This is a genomic window from Nitratireductor sp. B36, assembly GCF_020833685.1.
GTDB lineage: Bacteria > Pseudomonadota > Alphaproteobacteria > Rhizobiales > Rhizobiaceae > Nitratireductor.
Genome location: NZ_JACKZY010000002.1, coordinates 993,782 through 1,015,592 on the forward strand (window position 1 = coordinate 993,782; position 21,811 = coordinate 1,015,592).

Sequence of the window (21,811 nt, forward strand, 5' to 3'; positions counted from 1 at the left end):
TCGAACAGGAACGTCATGGTACCCCAATCTGCCCCTTCCGACATTCTGCGCATCGCCACCGCTCAGCTCAATCCGGTTGTGGGGGATGTCACGGGAAATCTGGCAAAAGCGCGCGAGGCCAGGGCAGAGGCCGCGCGCCATGGTGCCGATCTCGTTCTGTTCACGGAGCTGTTCATCGCCGGTTATCCGCCGGAAGATCTGGTCCTCAAACCGGCCTTCGTCGACGCGTGCGAGAGGGCTGTCCGCGAGCTTGCCGAAGACACCAAGGATGAGGGGCCGGGTGTCATCATCGGGGTGCCGCTCAAACGTGAGAGCGGGCTGCACAATGCGGTGATGGTCCTCGATGGTGGTGAGGTGATCGCCGAACGCTTCAAGCTTGATCTTCCCAATTACGGAGAATTCGACGAGAAGCGTGTTTTCCAGCCGGGACCGCATATGCCGGGGCCTGTCAACTTCCGTGGTGTTCGCATCGGCATCCCCGTCTGCGAGGACATTTGGGGGGAACTCGGCGTTTGCGAGACGCTGGCCGAATCGGGGGCCGAGATGCTTCTGGTGCCGAACGGCTCGCCTTATTATCGCGGCAAGGTCGAAGTGCGCCATCAGGTGGTCATTCGCCAGGTGATAGAGAGCGGTCTGCCGATCCTGTATGCCAATCAGCTCGGCGGGCAGGATGAACTTGTCTTCGACGGCGCATCCTTTGCCATCCAGGCCGACAAATCCCTTGCCTTTCAAATGAGCCAGTTCGAGGAAGTCGTCTCGATATCGACCTGGAAGCGCGAGGGAGAGGGGTGGCGCTGCGATGACGGTCCCATGTCGAAGATCCCGGAGAAGGAAGAAGCCGATTATCGTGCCTGCATGCTGGGCCTGCGCGACTATGTGAACAAGAACGGCTTCAAGAATGTGGTTCTTGGCCTATCGGGCGGCATCGATTCTGCCATCTGTGCTGCGCTGGCAGTGGATGCTTTGGGGGAGGAGCGGGTTCGCTGCATCATGATGCCATACCACTACACCTCCAAGGATTCGCTCAAGGATGCGGAAGACTGCGCGCGGGCGCTGGGTTGCCGTTACGACATCGTTCCGATCTTCGAACCGGTCGAAGGGTTCTCGAACGCTCTCGGCCAGCTTTTTGAAGGCACCAAGGAAGGGGTGACGGAGGAAAACCTGCAAAGCCGCACCCGCGGCACCATCCTCATGGCTGTCTCGAACAAGTTCGGCTCCATGGTTGTCACCACGGGCAACAAGTCGGAAATGTCCGTCGGTTACGCCACGCTCTACGGCGATATGAATGGCGGCTTCAATCCTATCAAGGATGTGTACAAGATGCAGGTCTATGCCCTGTCGGCCTGGCGCAACACGACCGTTCCGCCTGGCGCGCTGGGGCCTTCGGGAGAGGTCATTCCGCAAAACATCATCGACAAGGCGCCGTCTGCCGAGCTGCGTCCGGATCAGACGGATCAGGATTCCCTGCCGCCCTATCCAGTGCTCGACGATATTCTGGAATGTCTCGTCGAAGGGGAAATGAGTGTCGACGCGATCGTCGCGCGCGGGCACGATCGCGAAACGGTCCATAGGGTCGAGCATCTCCTCTACATTGCCGAATACAAGCGTCGGCAGGCTGCACCCGGTGTGAAGATTACCAAGAAGAATTTCGGGCGGGACCGTCGTTACCCGATCACGAACAGATTCAGGGATCGATCCTAAGTTTCTGTTTTTTCAGGATTTTCTTTGATTTTTTCTTGCTGTTTTCCCGTCCGGGCCTCCAGGTCCTTTCGGGTTGAATAGACCCGGTCGACCAAGCCCCAGGCACAGGCTTCCTGCGCTGTCATAAAGAAGTCTCGGTCGAGCGTTCGCTCCACCTCCTCTTCCGCGCGCCCGCAATGTTCTGCATAGAGCCGGATCAGCCTGCGCTTCAGCTTCAAAATATCTTCTGCGTGGCGCTGCACGTCGGATGCCTGGCCACGAAATCCGCCGGAAGGCTGGTGTAGGACGATGCTGGCATTGGCAAGGGCCGCACGCCGGCCAGGCGCGCCCGCCATCAGCAGAAACGATCCCATGGAACCGGCCGTCCCCATGCAGACGGTCGCCACGGGGCTGTTGATGAAATTCATCGTGTCATAGATGGCAAACCCGCTCGAGACGACGCCGCCCGGCGAGTTGATGTAGAAGGAGATTTCCCGTTCCGGGTTCTCCGATTCCAGATAGAGAAGCTGCGCGCAGATGAGCGCCGCCGAATCGTCATTCACCTCGCCGTTCAGAAAGATGATCCGCTCCCGCAGGAGCCTCGAATAGATGTCGAAGGAGCGTTCACCTCGGGGTGATTGCTCCACAACCATGGGGACGAGCGCCATCGTGTCGCGCATGCGCGATCTCCTTGTCATCAATGTCGTTTGGTATGGGCCTTAGGCAGCGAGCGCCGTGGGCCTCCAATTGCCGTTCGCAGCCATGCGGGGTAGGGCGCGCGGGCTGTGCGTCAGTCGGAACCAGGTCTTGCCGCCAGGCGCTGCGCCGATCTCAAAAGTCACGAGGGTCTGCGGTGTGTCCGTCTCGATGTCGTGCAAGGTGTAGCGCACTCTGGAAAACGGTACCGTGTCGAGCATTTCGTATTCCGGCATGCCTGTGCTTCCGTCCGGTTTACCAAGCCAGCTTTCAGCCAGCTCGGCAATGGTGAGCGCACGCCAGACCTTCTCGGGAGACGATTCCAGAAGATATTCCAAGACAATGGTTTCATGTTCTTTTTCGTCTTTGGCTTCGCTCATTGGTCCATCTCCCTGAGCAGTGTTTGGAGCTTCTCGACCCTTTCTGGCCAGAAGGCGCGATATCGTGTCAGCCAGCTCACCGCAGGCTCCATTCCACCGGCCCTGATGCGGTAGCGCATCTGCCGGCCCAGTTTTTGCTCTTCAATCAGTCCTGCCGCACGCAACACAGCGAGATGCTGCGACACTGCCGGCTGGGATATGGCCAACCCTTCGCGCAATTCCGTCGCGTTGCGCTCGCCGCTGCTCAACCGTTCCAGGATCTGCCGGCGCGTCGGATCGGCAAGTGCTTTGAAGATTTCCGCTTCTGTCATGCCAAAAACATAAGTCGATTCTTATGCGTTTTGCAAGGGGCCTTGTCGGGACTGGCCCATTGCGCAATCGTGTTGGCGGGCTAGGATGCACCAAACCGCGTCCGCGGGGAGTCCACGGCCATTCGGCCAAACATCAGAGCTTTTCATGTCTTATCTGAATTTTCTTCGCGAGAACGCGCGCTGGCTTGCGGGCGGATTTCTTCTCACGTTGTTTTCATCTTTCGGGCAGACATTCTTCATTTCGCTTTCTGCAGGTGAGATCCGCGCGGAATATGGCCTTTCCCACGGCACGTTCGGCACGCTCTACATGGTGGCCACACTGGCCAGTGCATTCACCCTTCCACGGCTGGGACAGATCGTGGACCGCTATTCGGCGCGCAAGGTCACCTTCATCATCATTCCTCTGCTGGCGCTGGCCTGCATCTCCATGGCGCTATCGCATTCGTTGCTCGTACTGGTGGTGACGATTTACATGCTGCGCCTGTTCGGGCAGGGGATGATGACGCACAATTCACTGACGGCGATGGGGCGCTGGTTTTCTGCGCAGCGCGGGCGCGCGGTGTCTGTGGCGACCCTCGGCCACAATGTGGGCGAGGCAATTCTGCCACTGGCCTTCGTTGCGGTAGCTGCTCTCGTCGGCTGGCGCAACAGCTGGTTCATCGCCGCCGCCCTGCTTCTGCTGTTTGCCTTGCCGGTCATTTCCGGCTTGATCGCCGTTGAGCGGGCGCCGCGCGCCAGCGATCCAACGGAACGCCGCAGCACCGCCCGTGACTGGACGCGCAGCGAGGTCCTGCGCGATCCCGTGTTCTACCTGCTTCTGCTCGGTGTGATGGCGCCGGGCTTTATCGGCACCACGATCTTCTTTCATCAAATCTATCTGGTGGAATTGCGTGGCTGGTCGCTGGAGGTGTTTGCCTCTTCCTTCACCTTCATGGCCTCGATGACGGTTGTATTCGCGCTGATTTCCGGACAGTTGATCGATCGGTTTTCAGCGGTTTCACTTCTTCCCGGTTTCTTGATCCCTCTCGGCTCGGCCTGTCTCATACTCGCGGCCAGCAATGCCCAGTGGAGCGCGTTTGTTTTTATGGGCCTGATGGGCGTTTCCTATGGTTTCTCATCCACTCTTTTTGGAGCGTTGTGGCCGGAGGTCTACGGCATCAGGCATCTGGGCTCCATCCGTGCGCTCACCGTCGCCATCATGGTCTTTGCAACAGCCATGGGTCCGGGCATTACCGGATTCCTGATTGATCGCGGCGTCAGCTATCCGTTTCAAATCGGGATAATGGGGATTTATTGTCTTGCAGCCTGCGTGATGCTTCTGTTTGTATCCCGTGGCCTCGCTGCCCGTCAGCTAGCTGCATAGCCGGTTCTCCTTGCCAATTGCAGCGCTTTTGGATAGGCCCGCACCCATGACAGTCACCGTTCGTTTCGCGCCGTCTCCGACCGGCCATATCCATATCGGCAACACGCGCACCGCGCTCTTCAACTGGCTCTACGCAAAGAAAAAGGGCGGGCGCTTCATTCTGCGTTTCGACGACACGGATGTTGAGCGCTCGCGCAAGGAGTATGCCGATGGCATCTCCCGCGATCTTGAATGGCTCGGCATCAAACCGGATTTGACCGTCGCGCAGTCGCAGAGGTTCAGCCTCTACGACGCGGCGGTGGAAAAGCTCAAGGCCGCAGGGCTTCTCTATCCTTGCTACGAGACGCCGGAGGAACTGGAGCGTCGGCGCAAGATCCGCCTGTCACGCCGTCTGCCACCCGTTTACGGCCGCGAGGCGTTGAAGCTGACGGATGAGGAAAGGGCCGCGCTGGAGGCTGAGGGCCGCAAGCCCCACTGGCGCTTTCTCCTGCCCAATTATCAGGGTGATCCCTTTACGACCGAACGCACGGAAGTCCAGTGGGACGACGTGGTGCGTGGTCCCCAGACGGTGGATCTCGCTTCCATGTCGGATCCGGTTCTGATCCGCGCCGATGGCACTTATCTCTACACGCTGCCCTCGGTGGTCGATGATATTGATCTTGGCGTCACGCATATCATCCGCGGCGACGACCATGTGACAAACACGGGCGCGCAGATTGCGTTGTTTAGGGCGCTTTCAGCGGAACCGCCGGCTTTTGGACACCACAATCTGTTGACAACCGTTTCGGGTGAGGGACTGTCAAAACGTACAGGTTCCCTTTCCGTCGCCAGCCTGCGCGATGCCGGAATAGAACCCATGGCGGTCGCTTCGCTTGCCGTGCTAATCGGCACCTCAGAGAACGTGACCGCGGCCTCCTCAATGGAAGAGCTGGCCACGCTTTTCGAGCCGACGTCAACGTCCCGGTCGGCGGCGAAATTCGACCCCGCCGAACTATCGGGCCTCAGCCGACACCTCATTCAGACGTTGCCATTCGGCGAGGTCGCGGATCGCCTGTCGCTGTTGGGCATCGCCGGGGACGATGCCGAGGCATTCTGGATCGCCGTGCGCGGCAATCTAGAAACAGTTTCCGAAGCAGAAGACTGGTGGCGGATCGTAAAGAAACGCCCGGCCAAGGATGCGGATCTATCGACAGAGGACCGTGATTTCGTTCGGGCTGCCGCAAAACATTTGCCTGAGGAGCCGTGGGACGCGGATACCTGGCGCGCCTGGACTGGGGCCGTCAAAGCGGAAACCGGCCGTAAGGGGCGCAGCCTCTTCATGCCGTTGCGTATCGCCCTCACGGGGCGGGAGCAGGGTCCGGAGCTCGCAGGTCTATTGCCTCTTTTGGGTCGGGAAGAAACGCTGGCCCGACTATCCTGACACGTCGCTGGGCTGCTTCATCGTCGAATGAGCGGGCTGGAGGGACGGTCTTGTTCAGTACCGGTTCCGGGATTTCACTTTGTTCGACTTCCTGTTTCGGAGGCACTGCCACATAAAAGCTTGGGGTCGTGTCGGAGGTCTTTTCGTTTGCGATCAATTGGGGCTCCGGCGCGTTCGTGGTCTCCTCGTCTGAGAAAGCTCGCGCGTCTACTGCTTTTTCCCCTGCCAAGATGGTGAAACGTCTGTCCTTTCGGCAACTGCAGGTTTCGCGGGATACGCCTGTGCGACGGTAGCTGAACGCTTTTGGAAGCTCACGATACGGGGTGCCATCCACCGTCGAAACCATGTCTTCGGCCTCCTCGTTCAAAACGTCATGTGCATAGAGCGCCACCTCCGCTCCTGGACACCGCGCCATACAGGTCTTTTCGTCCCTGGAAAATTTGTCCTTGGATACGGAAAAGGAGATTGGGAAATAATACCCGTCGCACGTCCGCACGCACATGGTTTGAAAAACCGTGCTGGGACGATGCCGCTTGCGGGGCGCTGACGTCGCGCTTTTCTTTGCTGTTTCTCTGGTGCTCTTGCGCGCTTGTGCGGCGCCCTTATCGTGGCAATTGTTGGCCCTCAGCCTTGCCTGAATTCGCGAGCGTTGCGCCTGAGAGCCGCCACCGATGCGGCCTTGCTGCCGGCGCAGTTTCGCGAGGTTGTTCTCCATGCTTGCGGCAGATTTTCTTAGCTGCGCACATTCAGGAATCCGGTTGCCAAAAATACCGAAGCCACACCTTGCCTGCTTCATGCGCGCCCGCACGATGCCGAGTTGCTGCTGCTGCTTTGCTATGGCGCCAGCGTAGTTCCGGCTTTTTTTGGATGGGCCCGACGGCAATGCCGCGAGTTGCGCCTCGAGTGTTTTGCAGATGCGCGATGTTGCTTGGGAAGGCAAAACTGTGATTGCAACGATTGGCATGGCTGTAAAAGCCAGCAAAATCAATCGCAACAGGTGTTTTCCAACCAGACGCATTTTGTGCCCCGCCTGCACTTTCCGGCTGACGCGCGAGCAGATCGCATCGCACTTCGGTATACATCGCCGGTTGAACGGCGAAGTTAAGGCAACCAGGTTAAGCTAGGGTTAGAGACAACAGTTTTTCACCGGCTCGCATTCTATTCATTCTCCGACCCGACTGGCAGTCAGCCGGTCATGACCGCCTTGCTTTTTTGCAGGGCCTCCACGGCTGCGAGAGCAGTCATGTTCACGACGCCGCGTGAGGTCACCGAAGGTGTCAGAATATGTGCAGGCATGGCCGTTCCAAGGAGAATTGGGCCGACATGCAGCGCATCTGTCATAATCTTCAATGTGGTCAGCGTGATGTTGGCTGCGTCGAGGGTGGGGAAGACGAGAAGGTTGGCCTCTCCGGTGAGCGATGCCTGTGGGTAGACGCGCTGGCGCAGTACCTCAGAGAGCGCGGAATCGCCGTGCATCTCACCATCGGACACAAGATCCGGCGCGATGCGCTTCAGCGTCAATGCGGCTTCGCGCATCTTGATCGAGCTCTCAGAATCGCGTGAGCCAAAATTGGAGTGCGACAGCAGCGCCGCCTTGGGTTCGATACCAAACCGCCGGATTTCTTCGGCTGCCAGAATGGTGGTTTCCACGATCTCGGAAGCCGTGGGGCATAGCGTGACGTAGGTGTCGGTGAAGAATGTCACGCCAAACTGCGAGATCAACATGGAAAGGGTGGAGAGATCGCACACCCCTTCGCGTTTGCCGATGATCATGTCGACATAGCGCAGATGCTTTTCAAAGCGCCCTTCGAGGCCGCAAATCATGGCGTCGGCTTCATCGCGCATCATGGCGATGGCGGCAATGACCGTTGTGTTGGTGCGAACCAGTGTTCTGGCCGCTTCGGGCGTCACACCGCGTCGGCCGGCCAGTTGCACCAGCAGATCCACATAGTCGCGATAGCGCGGGTCATCTTCCGGGTTGATGATGGCGAAGTCCTCGCCAGGTCGAATACGCAGGCCATAACGCTTCAGTCGTGTTTCCACCACGTGCGGGCGGCCGATGATGATGGGCTCTGCAATGCCTTCCTCAATCACAACCTGGGCAGCGCGCAGCACGCGCTCATCTTCTCCATCGGCGTAGATCACGCGCTTGGTTCCCGCGCCCTTGGCCGCGGAGAAGACAGGTTTCATCACCAGACCCGAGCGGAACACGAAACGGTTCAGCCGATCAAGGTACTGGTCCATGTCCTCAATGGGGCGTGCGGCAACGCCGCTCTTCATAGCCGCTTTTGCAACAGCCGGAGCGATGCGCAGGATGAGACGTGGGTCGAAGGGTGAAGGGATAAGGAAATCCGGACCGAAGATCGGTGTCTCAGCGGAATAGGCACGCGCCGCGACATCAGAGGGTTCTTCGCGAGCCAGGCCGGCGATTGCCTTCACAGCGGCACGTTTCATTTCCTCGTTGATGGCGGTCGCCCCGACATCGAGTGCTCCTCTGAAGATGTAGGGGAAGCACAAAACGTTGTTCACCTGGTTTGGGAAATCCGAGCGCCCGGTGCAGATCATGGCGTCGGGCCGTGCTTCGCGCGCCACGTCCGGCATGATTTCGGGCACGGGATTGGCGAGCGCAAGTATCAGCGGCTTTTCGGCCATGTTCGCCAACATTTCCGGCTTCAAAACACCGGCTGCCGAAAGCCCGAGGAAAACATCCGCACCACCAATCACTTCGGCCAGCTTGCGGGCCTTAGTGTCCTTCACATAGGGCGCTTTCCAGCGATCCATCTCCTCCTTGCGGCCTTCGTAGACAACACCGTGCCGGTCTGTCAGCCAGATGTTGTCGGTTTTTGCGCCGAGCGAAACAAGCAGATTGAGGCAGGCGAGCGCAGCAGCTCCCGCACCAGACGAAACGATCTTGGCCGAAGCTATGTCCTTGCCTGCCAGTTCGAGACCGTTCAGAACGGCGGCGGCGACGATGATTGCAGTGCCATGTTGATCGTCGTGGAACACGGGGATGCCCATGCGCGCCTTCAACTGCTCCTCTACCTCGAAGCATTCAGGCGCTTTGATATCTTCCAGGTTGATGCCGCCGAAGGTGGGTTCGAGGGCAGCGACGGTTTCCACCATGCGATCGATTTCAGGCGCATCGATCTCGATGTCGAATACGTCGATGCCGGCGAATTTCTTGAAAAGGACGGCCTTTCCCTCCATCACCGGCTTGGATGCAAGTGGACCGATATTGCCGAGCCCCAGCACTGCCGAACCGTTCGAGACCACGGCCACGAGGTTTGCACGGGCCGTATAATCGGCAGCGCACTTCGGATCATCATGGATGGCCATGCAGGGGGCGGCGACACCGGGTGAATACGCCAATGCCAGATCGCGCTGGTTGCCCAAAGGCTTGGTTGCTTGGATTTCCAGCTTGCCGGGGGTTGGGTGACGGTGAAAGAAGAGCGCAGCTTCGTCGAATTCTGATCGCTGCGGCTTCTTGTTGTCGGACGACATTGGCTGCTCCACATTATGGCTCTGGCGGCGTGGCCGTTTGGCTTGCGGCATTGCATCCAAGCGTCGCGCAATTCTGTGAAAAGGCTCCGACGCTCGCACGGCCTGATTCATCTCCTGTGCTTAGGCGCTCGCAGAGGCTTTTTCCAGCGTTGAATGTCGCGAAGCAGTTTCATGCGCTGGAATCATGCCGCGACCGGATATTTTGCGGTCTGCTGGAGCCGATTTTCCGTATTGAAACGGTAGTCGTCATATGTCTGTGACATGAATCGGGCCATAGAATGCGCGACTTAACAAGGCTCAGGCGGGACAATGACCGGCGCTGAACACCGCAGATTTCGCGCACTCTTCATTTCAGACGTTCACCTCGGCTCGAAACCGGCAAAGGCCGAGTTTCTGATCGATTTTCTGCGCTATCACGATGCAGACAAGATCTATCTGGTCGGTGACATCGTCGATGGTTGGCGCCTCAGGCGATCATGGCACTGGCCGGCGGCACATAACGACGTGGTGCAGAAGCTTTTACGCAAAGCGCGCAAGGGTGCCGAGATCACATATATCGCCGGGAACCACGACGAGTTTCTTCGCTCGTTTCAAGGGATCCATTTTGGTGGAATCGTCGTGGCTGACCGGGTGGTTCATGAGACGGTCGACGGGCGAAAGTTCCTCGTCATTCACGGTGACCAGTTTGATCAGGTCGTGCACAACGTACGCTGGCTCGCCTATCTCGGCGACAAGGCGTACGATCTGGCCATTGTCGTCAACCGCGTGATCGGGCGCGTGCGGCGTGTGCTGGGACGACCTTACTGGTCCTTCTCCTCATGGGCGAAGATCAAGGTCAAGAAGGCGGTCAAATTCATTAGCTCCTTCCAGGACGTGCTTGCGCAGGAAGCCCAGCGTTCCGAAGTTGACGGTGTTATCTGCGGTCATATCCACCATGCTGCGATGGAGGATATCGGCGGGGTCACCTACATGAACACGGGCGACTGGGTGGAAAGCTGCACGGCCCTTGTCGAGCATTTCGACGGGCGCTTTGAAATCATCACCTGGGCACAGGTTCTCGGTGCGAACCCTGCGGTCGCCGAGGTCCGGGAAAAGGGGGTGGTGACTGCATTTCAAAGAAATCGGATCAAAGCCGCCTGAGCACGTTCGATACCCGGAAGGCATTTACCCCCAGAGCTGCGGTGAGGGCGGTGAGACCAGCGAACCGGAATAGGAGAGCCCATGAGGGCGATCCTTGGCCAGAAGCAGTGGCCCGTCCAGATCCACGTAATCGGCGCCCTGGGCAAGCAATACAGCGGGCGCCATGGCGAGCGACGTCCCGACCATGCATCCCACCATCACGCCGAAGCCCATTTCACGTGCGCGGTCTCGCAATTCCAGCGCTGCGGTCAGGCCGCCCGTCTTGTCCAGTTTGATGTTGACGAAGTCATAAAGCCCCGCAAGGTCGGGGAGGCTTTCGGCGGTGTGCACGCTTTCGTCCGCGCAGATCGGCACAGGATGCGGGATTTCGCGCAGGAGCTCATCCTTGCCGGCGGGCAGGGGCTGTTCAATCAGAGCAACGTGGAATTCCGCCGCCGCCAGAATGTTCTCGCGGATATTCTTTTCCGTCCAGCCTTCATTCGCATCCACGATAAGGCGGCTGTCGGGGGCCGCGCCTGCCACCGCATGAATGCGCGCCGCGTCGTTTTCTCCGCCCAGTTTCACTTTCAAAAGCGGACGGGTTGCATGTGCGCGCGCCTGGGCGGCCATTTCCTCAGGCTCAGCGAGAGAAATCGTGTAGGCGGTTTGAAGGGGGCGCGGGGGGATGGTGCACGCAGTTACGGAAACGCGCCGACCGGAGAGTTTCGCTTCCAGATCCCACAGTGCGCAGTCGACGGCATTGCGCGCCGCTCCGGCCGGCATGGATTTGGCGAGATCAGCGCGGCTGATACCGTTGACGATGTCCTCTCGCATCGCTTCAATCTGGCTGATCACGCTCTCCTCGGACTCGCCATAACGGGGGTAGGGCACACATTCTCCCTGCCCACGGACACCGTTTTCGCTCACCGTGCAGGTGACGACTCGCGCCTCCGTTCGCGAGCCTCTGGAGATCGTGAAAACGCCAGCTATGGGAAAGCTCTCGGTGCCTGTGGCCAATTCGCGTGTCATTTCCGCCCTTCTTCTCGCAAAAATCTGAATTATCAGAGGAACATGCCTTATATGGAGGCTGTGTGAGCCGGCAAGCGGTTCCCTTTGGACCTGCTCCGAACTAATGATGGTGCCATGTTGACCAATTCCGTTGACGACGCAAGCGACGCGGGGCGCCCGAGCGGCCAGAGTGAGGAACCTCACCTGGAGACAGGCATCGAAGATGGCGTGCTCTCATGCCGCCTTAGAGGCGCGTGGAACACGCGCACCGTGGCTCGGGTCGACGCGCGTATGCGTAAGCTGGAAGCGCAGGATGAGCCGCAGCATGTCCGGATGGATCTTTCCGGGGTGACAAGCCTCGATACGGCAGGGGCGTGGATTATAGAACGTCTTGTCTATGCACATCAAAGGCGCGGTGCCGAGGTCGTGATCAGCGGGGAAAGCGAGGCGGCCAAGATACTTTTGCCAGCGGTGCGGGATGCGGTCGAACAGGATAGCGAAAGCAAGCCCCCGAAAAAAAACGCGCTGTTTCTCAACATGTTGGAGCGTATCGGCCACGCCATGTACGAGGCGCGGGACGATATCATCTATGGTGCTCATATTCTGGGGGCTACCATCGGCGGCGCCCAGATGAAACTTGGCCGCGCGCATGCCATCAATCCTGCCGCCATCGTCAACCAGATTGACCGGATGGGGGTGGGTGCAGTCCCGATTATCGTGCTGATGTCGGCCATCGTCGGCGCCATCATCGCCCAACAGGGGGCGTTCCAGCTGCGGTATTTCGGGGCTGAAATCTTCGTTGTCGACCTGGTCGGAATTCTCATTCTGCGCGAACTCGGCGTGCTGATGACCGCGATTATGATCGCTGGCCGTTCCGGCAGCGCGATCACCGCTGAAATCGGCTCGATGAAGATGCGCGAAGAAGTGGATGCGCTGACCGTGATCGGTCTTAATCCGGTCGGTGTTCTCGTCTTTCCACGTCTCGTGGCACTCATGGTGGCAGTTCCCTGTCTCACCATCGTTGCCAACTTTGCAGCGCTCGGTGGCGCGATGCTGATCGCCTGGCTTTACTCGGGGATCCCGCCGGAGGCCTTTATTGACCGGTTGAGAGATTCCATCGATCTTTCAACGATCTTTGCCGGTTTGATCAAGGCGCCCTTCATGGCTCTGATCGTCGGAATCATTGCTTCCATCGAGGGAATGAAAGTGGGGGGAAGTGCCGAGTCTTTGGGAACCCACGTCACCGCGTCGGTGGTCAAGGCGATTTTCGTGGTGATCGTTGTGGATGGGATGTTTGCCATCTTTTACGCGGCAATCGACTTTTAGGTGGCGGGATGGTGCTGACCCAAGAACGACAGGAAGAGCAGGTGGCGCAGTCGCGCGATGTGGTTCTCTCCGTGCGCGATGTAACAGTCGGGTTTGGTGACACGCTGGTGCTCGATGGCCTTTCGCTTGATGTGTACCGCGGTGAAATTCTTGGCTTTGTCGGGGCCTCGGGCGCGGGAAAGTCCGTGTTGCTGCGTACCATCCTCGGTCTCGTGCGAAAGCAGTCGGGATCCATTCACCTGTTGGGGCAGGATCTCGACGCGGCGACTGATGAAGAGCGGCTGAAAGTCGATATGCATCAGGGTGTGCTGTTTCAGCACGGTGCGTTGTTTTCGGCCCTCACGGTCCTTGAGAACATACAGGTGCCGATGCGTGAATATCTGGATCTGCCGCGCGCGCTGATGGATGAACTGGCCTATCTGAAACTCGAACTCGTGGGATTGCCGCGCAACGCTGCGCCGAAATATCCCTCCGAGCTCTCCGGTGGCATGATCAAACGCGCAGCGCTTGCACGCGCGCTGGCGCTTGATCCGGACATCGTATTTCTCGATGAGCCGACTTCCGGCCTTGACCCGATCGGCGCGGCCGAGTTCGATGAGCTGGTCGGGAAACTGCGCGACACGATGGGTCTGACCGTCTATATGGTCACGCACGATCTCGACAGTCTCTTGACGGCGTGTGACCGCATTGCCGTTCTCGGTGGCAAACGTGTGCTCGTGGAAGGCACGGTCGAGGACATGCTTGCATGCGACGATCCTTGGGTGAAAGCCTATTTCAGGGGAAAGCGTGCACGGCAAATCGACCGTACCGCGAGAGGTTAGCAGGTTATCATGGAAACCAGAGCCAACTACGTTCTTGTCGGCTTCTTCACCGTGCTGGTCATTCTGGCTGCATTCGGTTTCGTCTATTGGAGCGCAAATATCGGTGACCGGGGAGAGACGGCAGTCCTGCGGTTTCGGATTCCCGGTTCCGCGTCAGGTCTCTCGCGTGGCAGCGCGGTTCTCTTCAATGGCGTGAAGGTGGGCGATGTTCGACGGGTTTATCTGGACCTTTCGAACCCCAGCGTGGCGATTGCTGACGCGGAGGTCGACCGCCTGACACCGATCACGCGGTCCACCAAGGCGGATGTGGGCTTGGCCGGATTGACCGGCACCGCCAATATCGAGCTGACGGGGGGCGATCCAACGGAGCCTAATCTCTTCGATCTGGCAGAAGAACAGGACACGGTCGCGGAAATCCAGGCGAGTCCTTCAGCGGTGACCAATCTTCTTCAGACCGCGCAGAGCCTGCTGACGCGCGCCGACAATGTGGTGTCCCAGCTTGAGGGATTTACCAAGGACGCCCGGCAGCCGCTGACCGACACGGTCAAAAACGTCCAGCGTTTCTCTGAAGCCTTGGAGCGCAATGCGTCGGGCATCGATTCCTTTCTCGCGAATGTGAGCTCTCTTTCCGAGACGATCTCCAACGTATCGGGCCAGCTCGACAGCACCCTGAAGGCGGCTGAAGAACTGATCACGTCGGTGGATCGCGACAAGATTTCGTCCATGGTGAGCAATTTTGACGAGTTTTCCGGTCGACTCGAAAAGGCGAGCCGCAACATCGACACGGTCATGTCCAGCGTCGAAGAAACGGTGCGCTCGATCGGTACGTTCTCGACCAACGCTAATCAAACGCTGGCCAAGCTCGACGGTGTTCTGGACAGTGTGGATCCCGCCACGGTGAAATCTGCCGTCGGAAATTTCGAAGAAGCAAGCGCTACGGTGAACCGGGCAGCCAAAAGCATCGCCGATGTCAGCGAAACTGTGGACAAGCGCAAAGAAGATATCGATCAGTTCATCACCAATGCCAGCGAACTGGCCAGCCAGTTGAACAAGTCGTCGGTGCGGCTCGATTCGGTTCTCGCCAAGCTCGACGGCATGCTCGAATCCGGTGACGGCGAAGGCCTCATGGCTGATGCGCGTGAAACACTCAAATCGTTTCGCAAGATGGCTGAAACACTTACGGTTCGGGTCGATGCGATCTCCGGAAACCTCGAGCGCTTTTCGGGCGGCGGATTGCGAGAAGTCGAGTCGCTGGTTCGCGATGCACGGCGCTCCATCAACCGGATTGAAAGCGCTGTCACGGACTTCGAGCAGAACCCGCAGCGCATCATAACCGGCGGAGAGGGCACGATTCGTCGTTATGACGGCCGGGTGCGACGTTGACATTCATGCAGCATCATCCCAAACCAGATGAGATAAGGTCGTTGGTTTTTTAACGATTTCAGGGGCTGGTCCCGCCGGGTTCACCGGCGTTCGGATTGAGGAGCGTTTGTTGAGGACGAGGGCGAGGATTATAGCGCTGCTGGCGCTGGGGGGCGTTCTGTCCGGCTGTGCTGCCTTGCCAGGCGGCGGGCCTGCGCCCGTCGATGCATTTGACCTCACCACACCCTCCGTATCGCAGGATGGGCGTCGTGTTAGCCGAAAACAAATTCTGGTGACCGAGCCCACAGCGATAAAGATGCTCGACGGGCAGGACATCGTCGTGAAAACGTCGAGCGGTGCCATTCAGTATCTTGGCGGCGTGCGGTGGGCAGATCGCCTGCCGCGAATTGTCCAGACGCGTATGGCTGATCTCTACCAGCGCTCGGGTCGCTTCGGTGGTGTGGGTATGCCAGGCGAAGGACTGGCAATCGATTACCAGATCCTGGCAGACTTGCGCGCCTTCAATGTCCGTGTGGACGGGCAGGATCGTGCTGAAGTCGAGATCTTCGTTCGCATTCTGAATGATCGAAACGGGGTGGTGCGGGCTTCCCGCATCTTCAGTGCTTCGGTGCCCGTGGGCGGGAGCGGCGGGCAAGCATTTGCTTCGGCGCTCGACCGTGCCTTCGGCACGGCCATGGCCGGACTGGTGGACTGGACTGTGGCGAACATCTGAAGTTTTGGACGAGGCTGCTTCAGAAGCGACTGATTACAGTGGCTCCGACCGACTGGAATGTGTCCATCTGCATCAAGGCATTGATTGACTCTTCAAGGCTTATCTGGCGCCCCACAAGGCGATCAGGAGCGAGCTTACCCGCCTGAATCATGGTCAGCATCGCGTCATAACGGTGTGCCTGCATGCCATGACTGCCAAGAATCTCCAGTTCATGCGCGATGACCCTGGCCATCGGCACTTGCGGAGTGCTGTGACCGGCCAGCATCAGCCCGACCTGAACATGCTTGCCCCGGCGACGCAGGCTCTGAATGGAATTGAAGCAGGTTTCGGGGTGTCCCAATGCGTCGATGGAGACATGCGCACCACCATTGGTCAGGTCGAGGATCGCTTCAGCGACACTGGACACCCTGGTTGCGTTGATGGTGTTCACGGCGCCGAGTTGACGTGCAAGCTCAAGCTTTTCCTCTGCGATATCCACGGCGACGACATTGGCTCCCAGCGCGCCGGCGATCATGATGGCGGAAAGACCGACGCCGCCGCAGCCGTGTACTGACACCCATTGACCGGCGGAAACCTTCCCCTGATCCACAACCGCTCGAAACGACGTTGCGAAACGGCAGCCTAGGCTCGCCGCGGTCACGAAATCCATGGTTTCAGGCAGTGCCACAAGATTGAGATCGGCCTGGTCGATCGCGACGAATTCTGCGAACGAGCCCCAGTGGGTAAAGCCCGGTTGGAACTGATTGTGGCAGACCTGTTGGTGGCCGGCATGACACTCGGGGCAGGTTCCGCACCCCCCGACAAAGGGAACGGTGACCCGATCGCCGACCTTCCAACGCTGTACATCCCTGCCGATGGCTTCCACAGTGCCAGCCAATTCGTGACCGGGGACATGCGGAAGCCGGATGTCCGGGTCGTGCCCCATCCAGCCATGCCAGTCGCTGCGACAAACTCCGGTAGCCTGGACCCTGATCACCACGCCGTGGGTGGTGGGTGTCGGGTCGGGCAGGGTAGCGATCTGGGGCGCTTGCGCAAAACTCTCAAAAAGAACGGCTTTCATATGGATCTCTCAAAGGCTGAAATCTTGAGGGCTGGATCACCAGGGCTGTTGATGATGTGCCAGGGGCAGAGGGATTGTCTTGTTCCTGCGGGCATTGTGCTTTGGCGCAAATAGTGTCCGGCCGCTGGGTGCGCGGACCTGAATGCCGCTACCGCGAAAGAAAACGGGCCCTGATGGGGCCCGTTCGCCATTTCAAATCTGCGCCGGTTGTTAGCGCAGGCGGCCACTGGCATGAGCCAGCATCGTGTAGACCTTGCCGGTGTCGGAGGTCAGATAGGTCTGGGTCATCATATTGTCGCGATCGGAACGGGAGACATCCCGCAACAGTTTCTCGAAATCACGGCAGTACAAATCGACAGCGGCATGAAATTCAGGATCAGAACGATATTTGTTCTGAATCTCGTCGAATGTCTGCTGCCCCTTCAACGTATAGAGGCGGCGCGTGAAGACGTTCCGTTCGCCGCGACGATACCGGTCCCAAAGATCGATCGAGGCTTCATGATCGATTGCCCGAGCAATATCCACGGAGAGCGAGTTCAGTGATTCCACCACATGCAGGGCTGACCGGTCTTCCTTCTGAACGGATGAGGCCGGGCGTTCACGTTCGTTGCGACCTTCTTCGTTGGAAGCGCTGCGCAGGAGGTCGCGAATCCAGCCACCGCCAGCCGCTGGCTGGCTTGCCTGCTGGGGTGCGCGTGTGGGCTCTACCGGACGCGACGCCGGTGCCGCGGACTGACGCGGTCTTTCAATGACCGGCTGTGCCGCTGCTGAGGGCGCCTGCGGAGCAGGTGCTGGCGCCGGCTGGCGCAATGGAGGTGTATCGGTGGGCAGGCGATTCTCGCTTGCTCGATCACGACCGGGCATCCGGCCGGATTTCGATACGATATCCGAAAGCTCTTTCAGCGCGTTCACCTGTTCTGTAATCGCGTTGCGCATTGCCGAGGTCGACTGTTTGGCTTCAGCCGGCAGTTCGGCAATTCCGCGTTTCACATCACTGCGCGTCTGCTCGAGCTCGTTGCGGATTTCGGCAGCCGTCCGACGAATTTCATCCGTTGCTCCGCTAAAGCGGCTTGTAGCCGCTTCCACGACTTCGGCGATCGACTGTCGAATACCTTCGACTGACTGCTGCGTGCGTCCCTCGGCGGTGGTGAGGGTTCGCGCCACAAAATCCTCGAACGCGTTCATTGTGCGCTCGATATGCTCGGATTTCTCAGCCAGGCCGGAGGCCAGGGCCTCCAGCGCCTTCTGACGGTCCTCAAGATTCCCGCTCAAGCCCGATTGCGCGCGCTCCAGCAACTCTGATGCTGTCTCCAGAACCTTGCTGTGATCTTCGAACCGGCTCGCAATCGCTGAAATTTCGCGAAGGGTCCTGTCGGAGAAGTCAGCCAGACGGCCGGAGTTTGCATTGATGAGGCTCGCTGAGTTGGAGAAGGTCTCGGCAGCCTTTTCCGCGTTCTCGGCAAAGCTGGTGGCTGTGGTGCTGAGGCGCTCGTCCACCTCGGAGAGATTCTTGGACGCCGTGGAAATCAACGCGCCCAAACGCTGGCCGGAAACGCCGAGTTTCTGAAGAAGCTCGTCGATGTGCCCGGTCAGGTTCGACTGCACATTTTCGAAAGCAGATAGAGCTTCGTTCGTTCGGTTGGTCAGCGCATTGAGCAGAGCAGCGTTCTCTGACTGCAGACGCTGCGTCGTTTCCGTCGTGATTGCCTGAATGCTTTCGCGCAGCTCGCCGCCGCTGGCGGCGAAACGCTCCACGAGCGGTTTCGCCGTCTCGTCCAGAATACGCGACATCTCCGCTGTACGGCCCGCCAAGATGGAATTGAGTTCGCGGGTGCGCTCTTCCAGGCTTGAAACGGTTTCGTTCGTACGTTTGCCGATGTGTTCGTCCACCGACGCAAAGGTCTGAGCGATCGTGTCGGCAGTGGAGACGAGACGGGCCTGCGTGGTGGAGAGTTGCTGGTTGACGTGTTGGGCAACCGACTCTGCGCTTTCCCGCAGGCGCGCATCTGCGTCGTTGATGCCGCCGGAGATGGCGCTGGCGATCATGCTGGCACTGTTCGACAGGCGTTCCTGAAGTTGCGAAAGCGATTCGCTCATGGCACTGGCGCGTGCGTCGAGCTCGGCCGATGTCTGGTGAGTCCGGGCGATGACACGCTGGTCAAAGTCCTCGAAAGTCTTGGAAAGATCTTCCGTGCGCGCCGTGAGCTGTTCCGTGGTCTGATCGACCCGGCTCAGGATCTTGCGATCCGCTGCATCAAAGGTGTCGGTGATTGCCTTGGTGTGTTGCGACAATGTCTCTGCGGTCGTCTCCAGGCGCGCAGCGATGCGGCCATCAACTTCGGCAAAGGTCTGCGCGAAGACGCCGGCACGCTCGGTGAAGCGCGCCGAAGCGTCGTCAAATGTCCGGTCGATGTCCTCGATGCGTGCGCCGAGGGTCGATGCGGTTTGTTCGGCGCGCGCGGCAATGCGCTTGTCTGCGTCCTCGAACACCTTCGCTGCTTCCTCGTTCAGCGTCGAGGTTGCCTCGATGACTTTGTCGCGCAGGGCGCCCGCGACGACAACGGCGCTGTTCTCCAGTGTGCTGCGGACATTTTCCACGCCGATCGATAGCGCTTTTTCCATAGTCTGGGTGCGCTCTTCGATGATCCCCGTCTGCTTGGTGAAGATCTCGTTGACGCGCATGGCTTCGTCTTCGATCACGGCATTGAGTGCAGTGCGGTGTTCATCGATCTTGGCAATGTTGGCGTCGAGGGCTTCGCCGAAACTGTCACGCGTTTTGGCAAGCTGCTGCACCTGCTCGCCGATTCCGGCTTCGAAGGTTGCGCGCGCCAGATCGAGTTTCTCCATATCCGCGCTGAATGCGCCGGAGAGCCGCTGGTGCGTTTCCTCGAACGCCTGGATCTGACGCTGTGCGGCCTCGCTCATGCGCGACTGGGTCGCGTCGATACGTTCAATGCCTTCGTCGAACTGAGCGGCCATCTGCGACCAGTTCTGGTCGAGACGTTTGCCAAACTCACCAGCTGTGTTTTCCAGCATGATGCTGGTCGAAGCCACAAGGTCTGACAGCTCGCTGCTAAGAGCGGTTTTGCCTGCCTCGACAGCTGCGGAGACTTCATCCTTGCCCTGAGCGAAGGTGTTGGCGATTTCGCGGGTACGTTCAACGAGTGTTTCGTTGATGCTGCGCGCCCGCGCTTCCAGAGCTGAGTTCAGCTTCTGCGTGCCGGCGTCGAGCGCTTCGGCACGCGTGGTAAACTCGGCGATGAGAGCGCGGCCCCGCTCGGTGACGGCATTTTCGAGCTGGCCAAGGCGGGTGTCGAATTCACCGGTCAGGGATTCAGTGGCCTCGCCCAAGGAAGACATAAGAGCGGAGCTGCGGGTCTCGAACAGCGAACTGAGCGAGCGCGTCGTCTGATCGGTGCGTTCGGCGAGCGTCGCCATGCGCTCATCGAACAGGTTGCCGAGTGTCTGCGCCGCTTCCTGGGTTTCCTTTGTGAGCGTGCCCAGACGCGAATCGAGAACCTTGGTCAGGGTCTGTTCTGCATCTTGCGTGTTCTGGCTGAAGGCAGAGATGCGCGAGTCAAGCACATTGCCCAGCTTGGTGGCTGCTTCTTCAGCGCCATCGGCAAGGGCGGAGACACGCGAATCGAGCAGGCCACCAATCTTCTCGGTGGCTTCGTCGGTTCTTTGCGCGAGCGTGGCCATCCGCGTGTCAAACAAGGTGGCGAGATTCTGGGTTGCATCCTCCGTCCCCTTGGTCAGGGAGGCAATGCGGGTATCGAGCAGGCTTGCCACGGCGTCGCCAGACGTGGTGATGCGCTCCGAAAGGCTTTGGATGCGATCGTCGATCCCCTTATGAAGGGTGCCGCCAGTGCCTTCGAGCTGCTTCAGCAATGCTTCACTCGACGCGTTCACCGATGCCGCAAGTTGGCGGGATGCATCGGCAATCGTTGCGCGTATGCGCTCGCCGGCCGTGTCCAGCTCATCTTTCAGTATCTCGTGTGCGCCGGCTATGGACGCACGAACACGCTCGGCATGGCCTACTATGCCCTCGCGCTCAGACCCCAGCCCATCAACCAGATGGCGAATACGCGTTTCGTTCTCCGAATAGGCACGCTCGAGTTCGCTCACCTCGGTGTGAACCAGCGTTTCAAGCTCCACCGCGCGGGAGAGGGTGCGATCCATGCCGTCCCCCATCGCCTGAACTTCGCGGCGAACGGCCTGGCCAACGGTCATGATGCGTTCGTGGGCGAGGTTTTCAGGTTCGGCGAGGCGGAAGGCTGCCTCTGCCATGGATTGCGCGGCAAGCCTCATTTCCTGGGCGCGGCGCACCATAACTGCAAAGCCCCAGAACAGGATAACCGGAACGACAATGCCAACCAGCAGGGCGATCGCGTGCGGAGCCGCCAAAAGGGCGTCGGTCGAGCGGATCTGCCAGATTTCGGGACCGTAAAGCATCTGGCCAAGGAGCAGGCCGCCGCCGATCCACAGTGCCGAGAGAATGGCAACCAGCCAATAGGCGGTGTTGGGGGCGCGTCGGTCGAATTTGCGCATCACCGCACTGAAGTCGCCGGCACGGTCGTCGTTGGCGGGCGCGAATGACGGGGCGGCAGTGTTCTCGGGGGCAGGTTCGACCGGGGTGAGGTTCTTCCGGTTGGCGAGCGTATCCTCTGATTTCTCGGGTTTGGAGGCGGTGCTGGTGGCCTTTTCCGGCGCAGCTGCGGTGGAAACCGGGGAGCTCGCCTTTGCGGCCGGGGCGGGTTCAGCCTTTCCCTTGGAGGATGGCGCAGTGTCTTTCTTCTCGCTCACGGCGACTTTCTCGTCTCCGTTCTGATCGCGATTTTCGCGCGCGAGTTCCTCAGCCGCTGCAGAAATCTGCGCTTCCAGGTCCTCCATGGAGGCGGCGAGGTCCAGGTCGCCATTCTCCAAGCCGTCTGCAAGCTCCAGGTCGAGGGCATCCTCGAGTTCCTTCGCAAAATCGCGCTTGGGTTGATTCTTCTTTGCTACTGTACGCGCCATACCGCCAAACCTCAG

General features: G+C 59.4%; 16 protein-coding genes. 8 read left to right on the forward strand and 8 right to left on the reverse strand.

What is annotated here, in order from left to right; genetic code table 11:
* Nucleotides 1–15 precede the first annotated feature (15 nt).
* Complete coding sequence (locus tag H7H48_RS11285) at nt 16–1,701, forward strand: NAD+ synthase (protein ID WP_229449134.1); 1,686 nt, start codon at nt 16–18, stop codon at nt 1,699–1,701.
* Here H7H48_RS11285 and H7H48_RS11290 read toward each other — a convergent pair.
* The 3 genes from H7H48_RS11290 to H7H48_RS11300 are packed head-to-tail and all read right to left on the reverse strand — an operon-like array spanning nt 1,698 to nt 3,067.
* Nucleotides 1,698–2,360 (reverse strand): ATP-dependent Clp protease proteolytic subunit, encoded by a 663-nt coding sequence (locus H7H48_RS11290; protein WP_229449135.1) that lies wholly within the window; start codon nt 2,358–2,360, stop codon nt 1,698–1,700. The two genes, H7H48_RS11285 and H7H48_RS11290, sit on opposite strands and share 4 nt — an antisense overlap.
* A 39-nt stretch (nt 2,361–2,399) precedes the next feature.
* Nucleotides 2,400–2,756 (reverse strand): SRPBCC domain-containing protein, encoded by a 357-nt coding sequence (locus H7H48_RS11295; protein ID WP_229449136.1) that lies wholly within the window; start codon nt 2,754–2,756, stop codon nt 2,400–2,402.
* A complete protein-coding gene (locus H7H48_RS11300; protein WP_229449137.1) occupies nt 2,753–3,067 on the reverse strand; it encodes a helix-turn-helix transcriptional regulator in 315 nt (104 codons plus the stop codon). The genes H7H48_RS11295 and H7H48_RS11300 overlap by 4 nt, the downstream gene beginning before the upstream one ends.
* A 145-nt stretch (nt 3,068–3,212) precedes the next feature.
* On the opposite strand from H7H48_RS11300, the gene H7H48_RS11305 reads away from it, so the two are divergent.
* Entirely contained in the window at nt 3,213–4,430 is a 1,218-nt protein-coding gene (locus H7H48_RS11305; RefSeq protein ID WP_229449138.1) for an MFS transporter, read from the forward strand.
* Between the two features lie 46 nt (nt 4,431–4,476).
* Nucleotides 4,477–5,850, forward strand: coding sequence for a glutamate--tRNA ligase (gene gltX / locus H7H48_RS11310; protein ID WP_229449139.1), 1,374 nt, complete (start codon nt 4,477–4,479; stop codon nt 5,848–5,850).
* On the opposite strand, the gene H7H48_RS11315 is transcribed toward gltX, so the two are convergent.
* Together H7H48_RS11315 and H7H48_RS11320 are read right to left on the reverse strand one after the other, a co-directional pair.
* Entirely contained in the window at nt 5,768–6,868 is a 1,101-nt protein-coding gene (locus H7H48_RS11315) for a DUF2865 domain-containing protein (protein WP_229449140.1), read from the reverse strand. The genes gltX and H7H48_RS11315 overlap by 83 nt on opposite strands.
* Before the next feature lie 167 nt (nt 6,869–7,035).
* A complete protein-coding gene (locus H7H48_RS11320; protein WP_229449141.1) occupies nt 7,036–9,351 on the reverse strand; it encodes an NADP-dependent malic enzyme in 2,316 nt (771 codons plus the stop codon).
* 309 nt (nt 9,352–9,660) lie between these two features.
* On the opposite strand from H7H48_RS11320, the gene H7H48_RS11325 reads away from it, so the two are divergent.
* The gene (locus H7H48_RS11325; RefSeq protein ID WP_229449142.1) at nt 9,661–10,491 is read left to right on the forward strand and encodes a UDP-2,3-diacylglucosamine diphosphatase; all 831 of its coding nucleotides are present in this window, start codon (nt 9,661–9,663) and stop codon (nt 10,489–10,491) included.
* A gap of 24 nt (nt 10,492–10,515) precedes the next feature.
* On the opposite strand, the gene dgcA is transcribed toward H7H48_RS11325, so the two are convergent.
* On the reverse strand, nt 10,516–11,499 hold the full coding sequence (gene dgcA / locus H7H48_RS11330) for an N-acetyl-D-Glu racemase DgcA (RefSeq protein ID WP_229449143.1): 984 nt from the start codon (nt 11,497–11,499) through the stop codon (nt 10,516–10,518).
* Nucleotides 11,500–11,613: 114 nt separating this feature from the next.
* Between dgcA and H7H48_RS11335 the strand changes: the two genes are divergently transcribed.
* The 4 genes from H7H48_RS11335 (at nt 11,614) to H7H48_RS11350 (ending at nt 15,720) form a co-directional block, all read left to right on the forward strand.
* Nucleotides 11,614–12,804, forward strand: coding sequence for an ABC transporter permease (locus H7H48_RS11335; RefSeq protein WP_229449144.1), 1,191 nt, complete (start codon nt 11,614–11,616; stop codon nt 12,802–12,804).
* A gap of 8 nt (nt 12,805–12,812) precedes the next feature.
* Nucleotides 12,813–13,625 carry an ABC transporter ATP-binding protein gene (locus tag H7H48_RS11340; RefSeq protein ID WP_229449145.1) on the forward strand — a complete coding sequence of 271 codons (813 nt, stop codon included), beginning with the start codon at nt 12,813–12,815 and terminating at the stop codon, nt 13,623–13,625.
* A 9-nt stretch (nt 13,626–13,634) separates the two neighbouring features.
* Nucleotides 13,635–15,008, forward strand: a complete 1,374-nt coding sequence (locus tag H7H48_RS11345) for an MlaD family protein (RefSeq protein WP_229449146.1) — start codon at nt 13,635–13,637, stop codon at nt 15,006–15,008.
* A 109-nt stretch (nt 15,009–15,117) separates the two neighbouring features.
* Nucleotides 15,118–15,720: an ABC-type transport auxiliary lipoprotein family protein gene (locus tag H7H48_RS11350; protein WP_229449147.1), complete on the forward strand. Its 603-nt coding sequence runs from the start codon at nt 15,118–15,120 to the stop codon at nt 15,718–15,720.
* 19 nt (nt 15,721–15,739) lie between these two features.
* Here H7H48_RS11350 and H7H48_RS11355 read toward each other — a convergent pair whose 3' ends face one another.
* Both H7H48_RS11355 and H7H48_RS11360 read right to left on the reverse strand, forming a co-directional pair.
* Complete coding sequence (locus H7H48_RS11355) at nt 15,740–16,780, reverse strand: zinc-dependent alcohol dehydrogenase family protein (protein WP_229449148.1); 1,041 nt, start codon at nt 16,778–16,780, stop codon at nt 15,740–15,742.
* Nucleotides 16,781–16,990: 210 nt separating this feature from the next.
* Nucleotides 16,991–21,796, reverse strand: a complete 4,806-nt coding sequence (locus tag H7H48_RS11360; protein ID WP_229449149.1) for a hypothetical protein — start codon at nt 21,794–21,796, stop codon at nt 16,991–16,993.
* Nucleotides 21,797–21,811 lie beyond the last annotated feature (15 nt).

Coding starts and splice junctions, on each gene's coding strand:
- H7H48_RS11285 (WP_229449134.1), top strand. CDS start 16: ATGGTACCCCAATCTGCCCCTTCCGACATTCTGCGCATCGCCACCGCT.
- H7H48_RS11290 (WP_229449135.1), bottom strand. CDS start 2,360: ATGCGCGACACGATGGCGCTCGTCCCCATGGTTGTGGAGCAATCACCC.
- H7H48_RS11295 (WP_229449136.1), bottom strand. CDS start 2,756: ATGAGCGAAGCCAAAGACGAAAAAGAACATGAAACCATTGTCTTGGAA.
- H7H48_RS11300 (WP_229449137.1), bottom strand. CDS start 3,067: ATGACAGAAGCGGAAATCTTCAAAGCACTTGCCGATCCGACGCGCCGG.
- H7H48_RS11305 (WP_229449138.1), top strand. CDS start 3,213: ATGTCTTATCTGAATTTTCTTCGCGAGAACGCGCGCTGGCTTGCGGGC.
- gltX (WP_229449139.1), top strand. CDS start 4,477: ATGACAGTCACCGTTCGTTTCGCGCCGTCTCCGACCGGCCATATCCAT.
- H7H48_RS11315 (WP_229449140.1), bottom strand. CDS start 6,868: ATGCGTCTGGTTGGAAAACACCTGTTGCGATTGATTTTGCTGGCTTTT.
- H7H48_RS11320 (WP_229449141.1), bottom strand. CDS start 9,351: ATGTCGTCCGACAACAAGAAGCCGCAGCGATCAGAATTCGACGAAGCT.
- H7H48_RS11325 (WP_229449142.1), top strand. CDS start 9,661: ATGACCGGCGCTGAACACCGCAGATTTCGCGCACTCTTCATTTCAGAC.
- dgcA (WP_229449143.1), bottom strand. CDS start 11,499: ATGACACGCGAATTGGCCACAGGCACCGAGAGCTTTCCCATAGCTGGC.
- H7H48_RS11335 (WP_229449144.1), top strand. CDS start 11,614: ATGTTGACCAATTCCGTTGACGACGCAAGCGACGCGGGGCGCCCGAGC.
- H7H48_RS11340 (WP_229449145.1), top strand. CDS start 12,813: ATGGTGCTGACCCAAGAACGACAGGAAGAGCAGGTGGCGCAGTCGCGC.
- H7H48_RS11345 (WP_229449146.1), top strand. CDS start 13,635: ATGGAAACCAGAGCCAACTACGTTCTTGTCGGCTTCTTCACCGTGCTG.
- H7H48_RS11355 (WP_229449148.1), bottom strand. CDS start 16,780: ATGAAAGCCGTTCTTTTTGAGAGTTTTGCGCAAGCGCCCCAGATCGCT.
- H7H48_RS11360 (WP_229449149.1), bottom strand. CDS start 21,796: ATGGCGCGTACAGTAGCAAAGAAGAATCAACCCAAGCGCGATTTTGCG.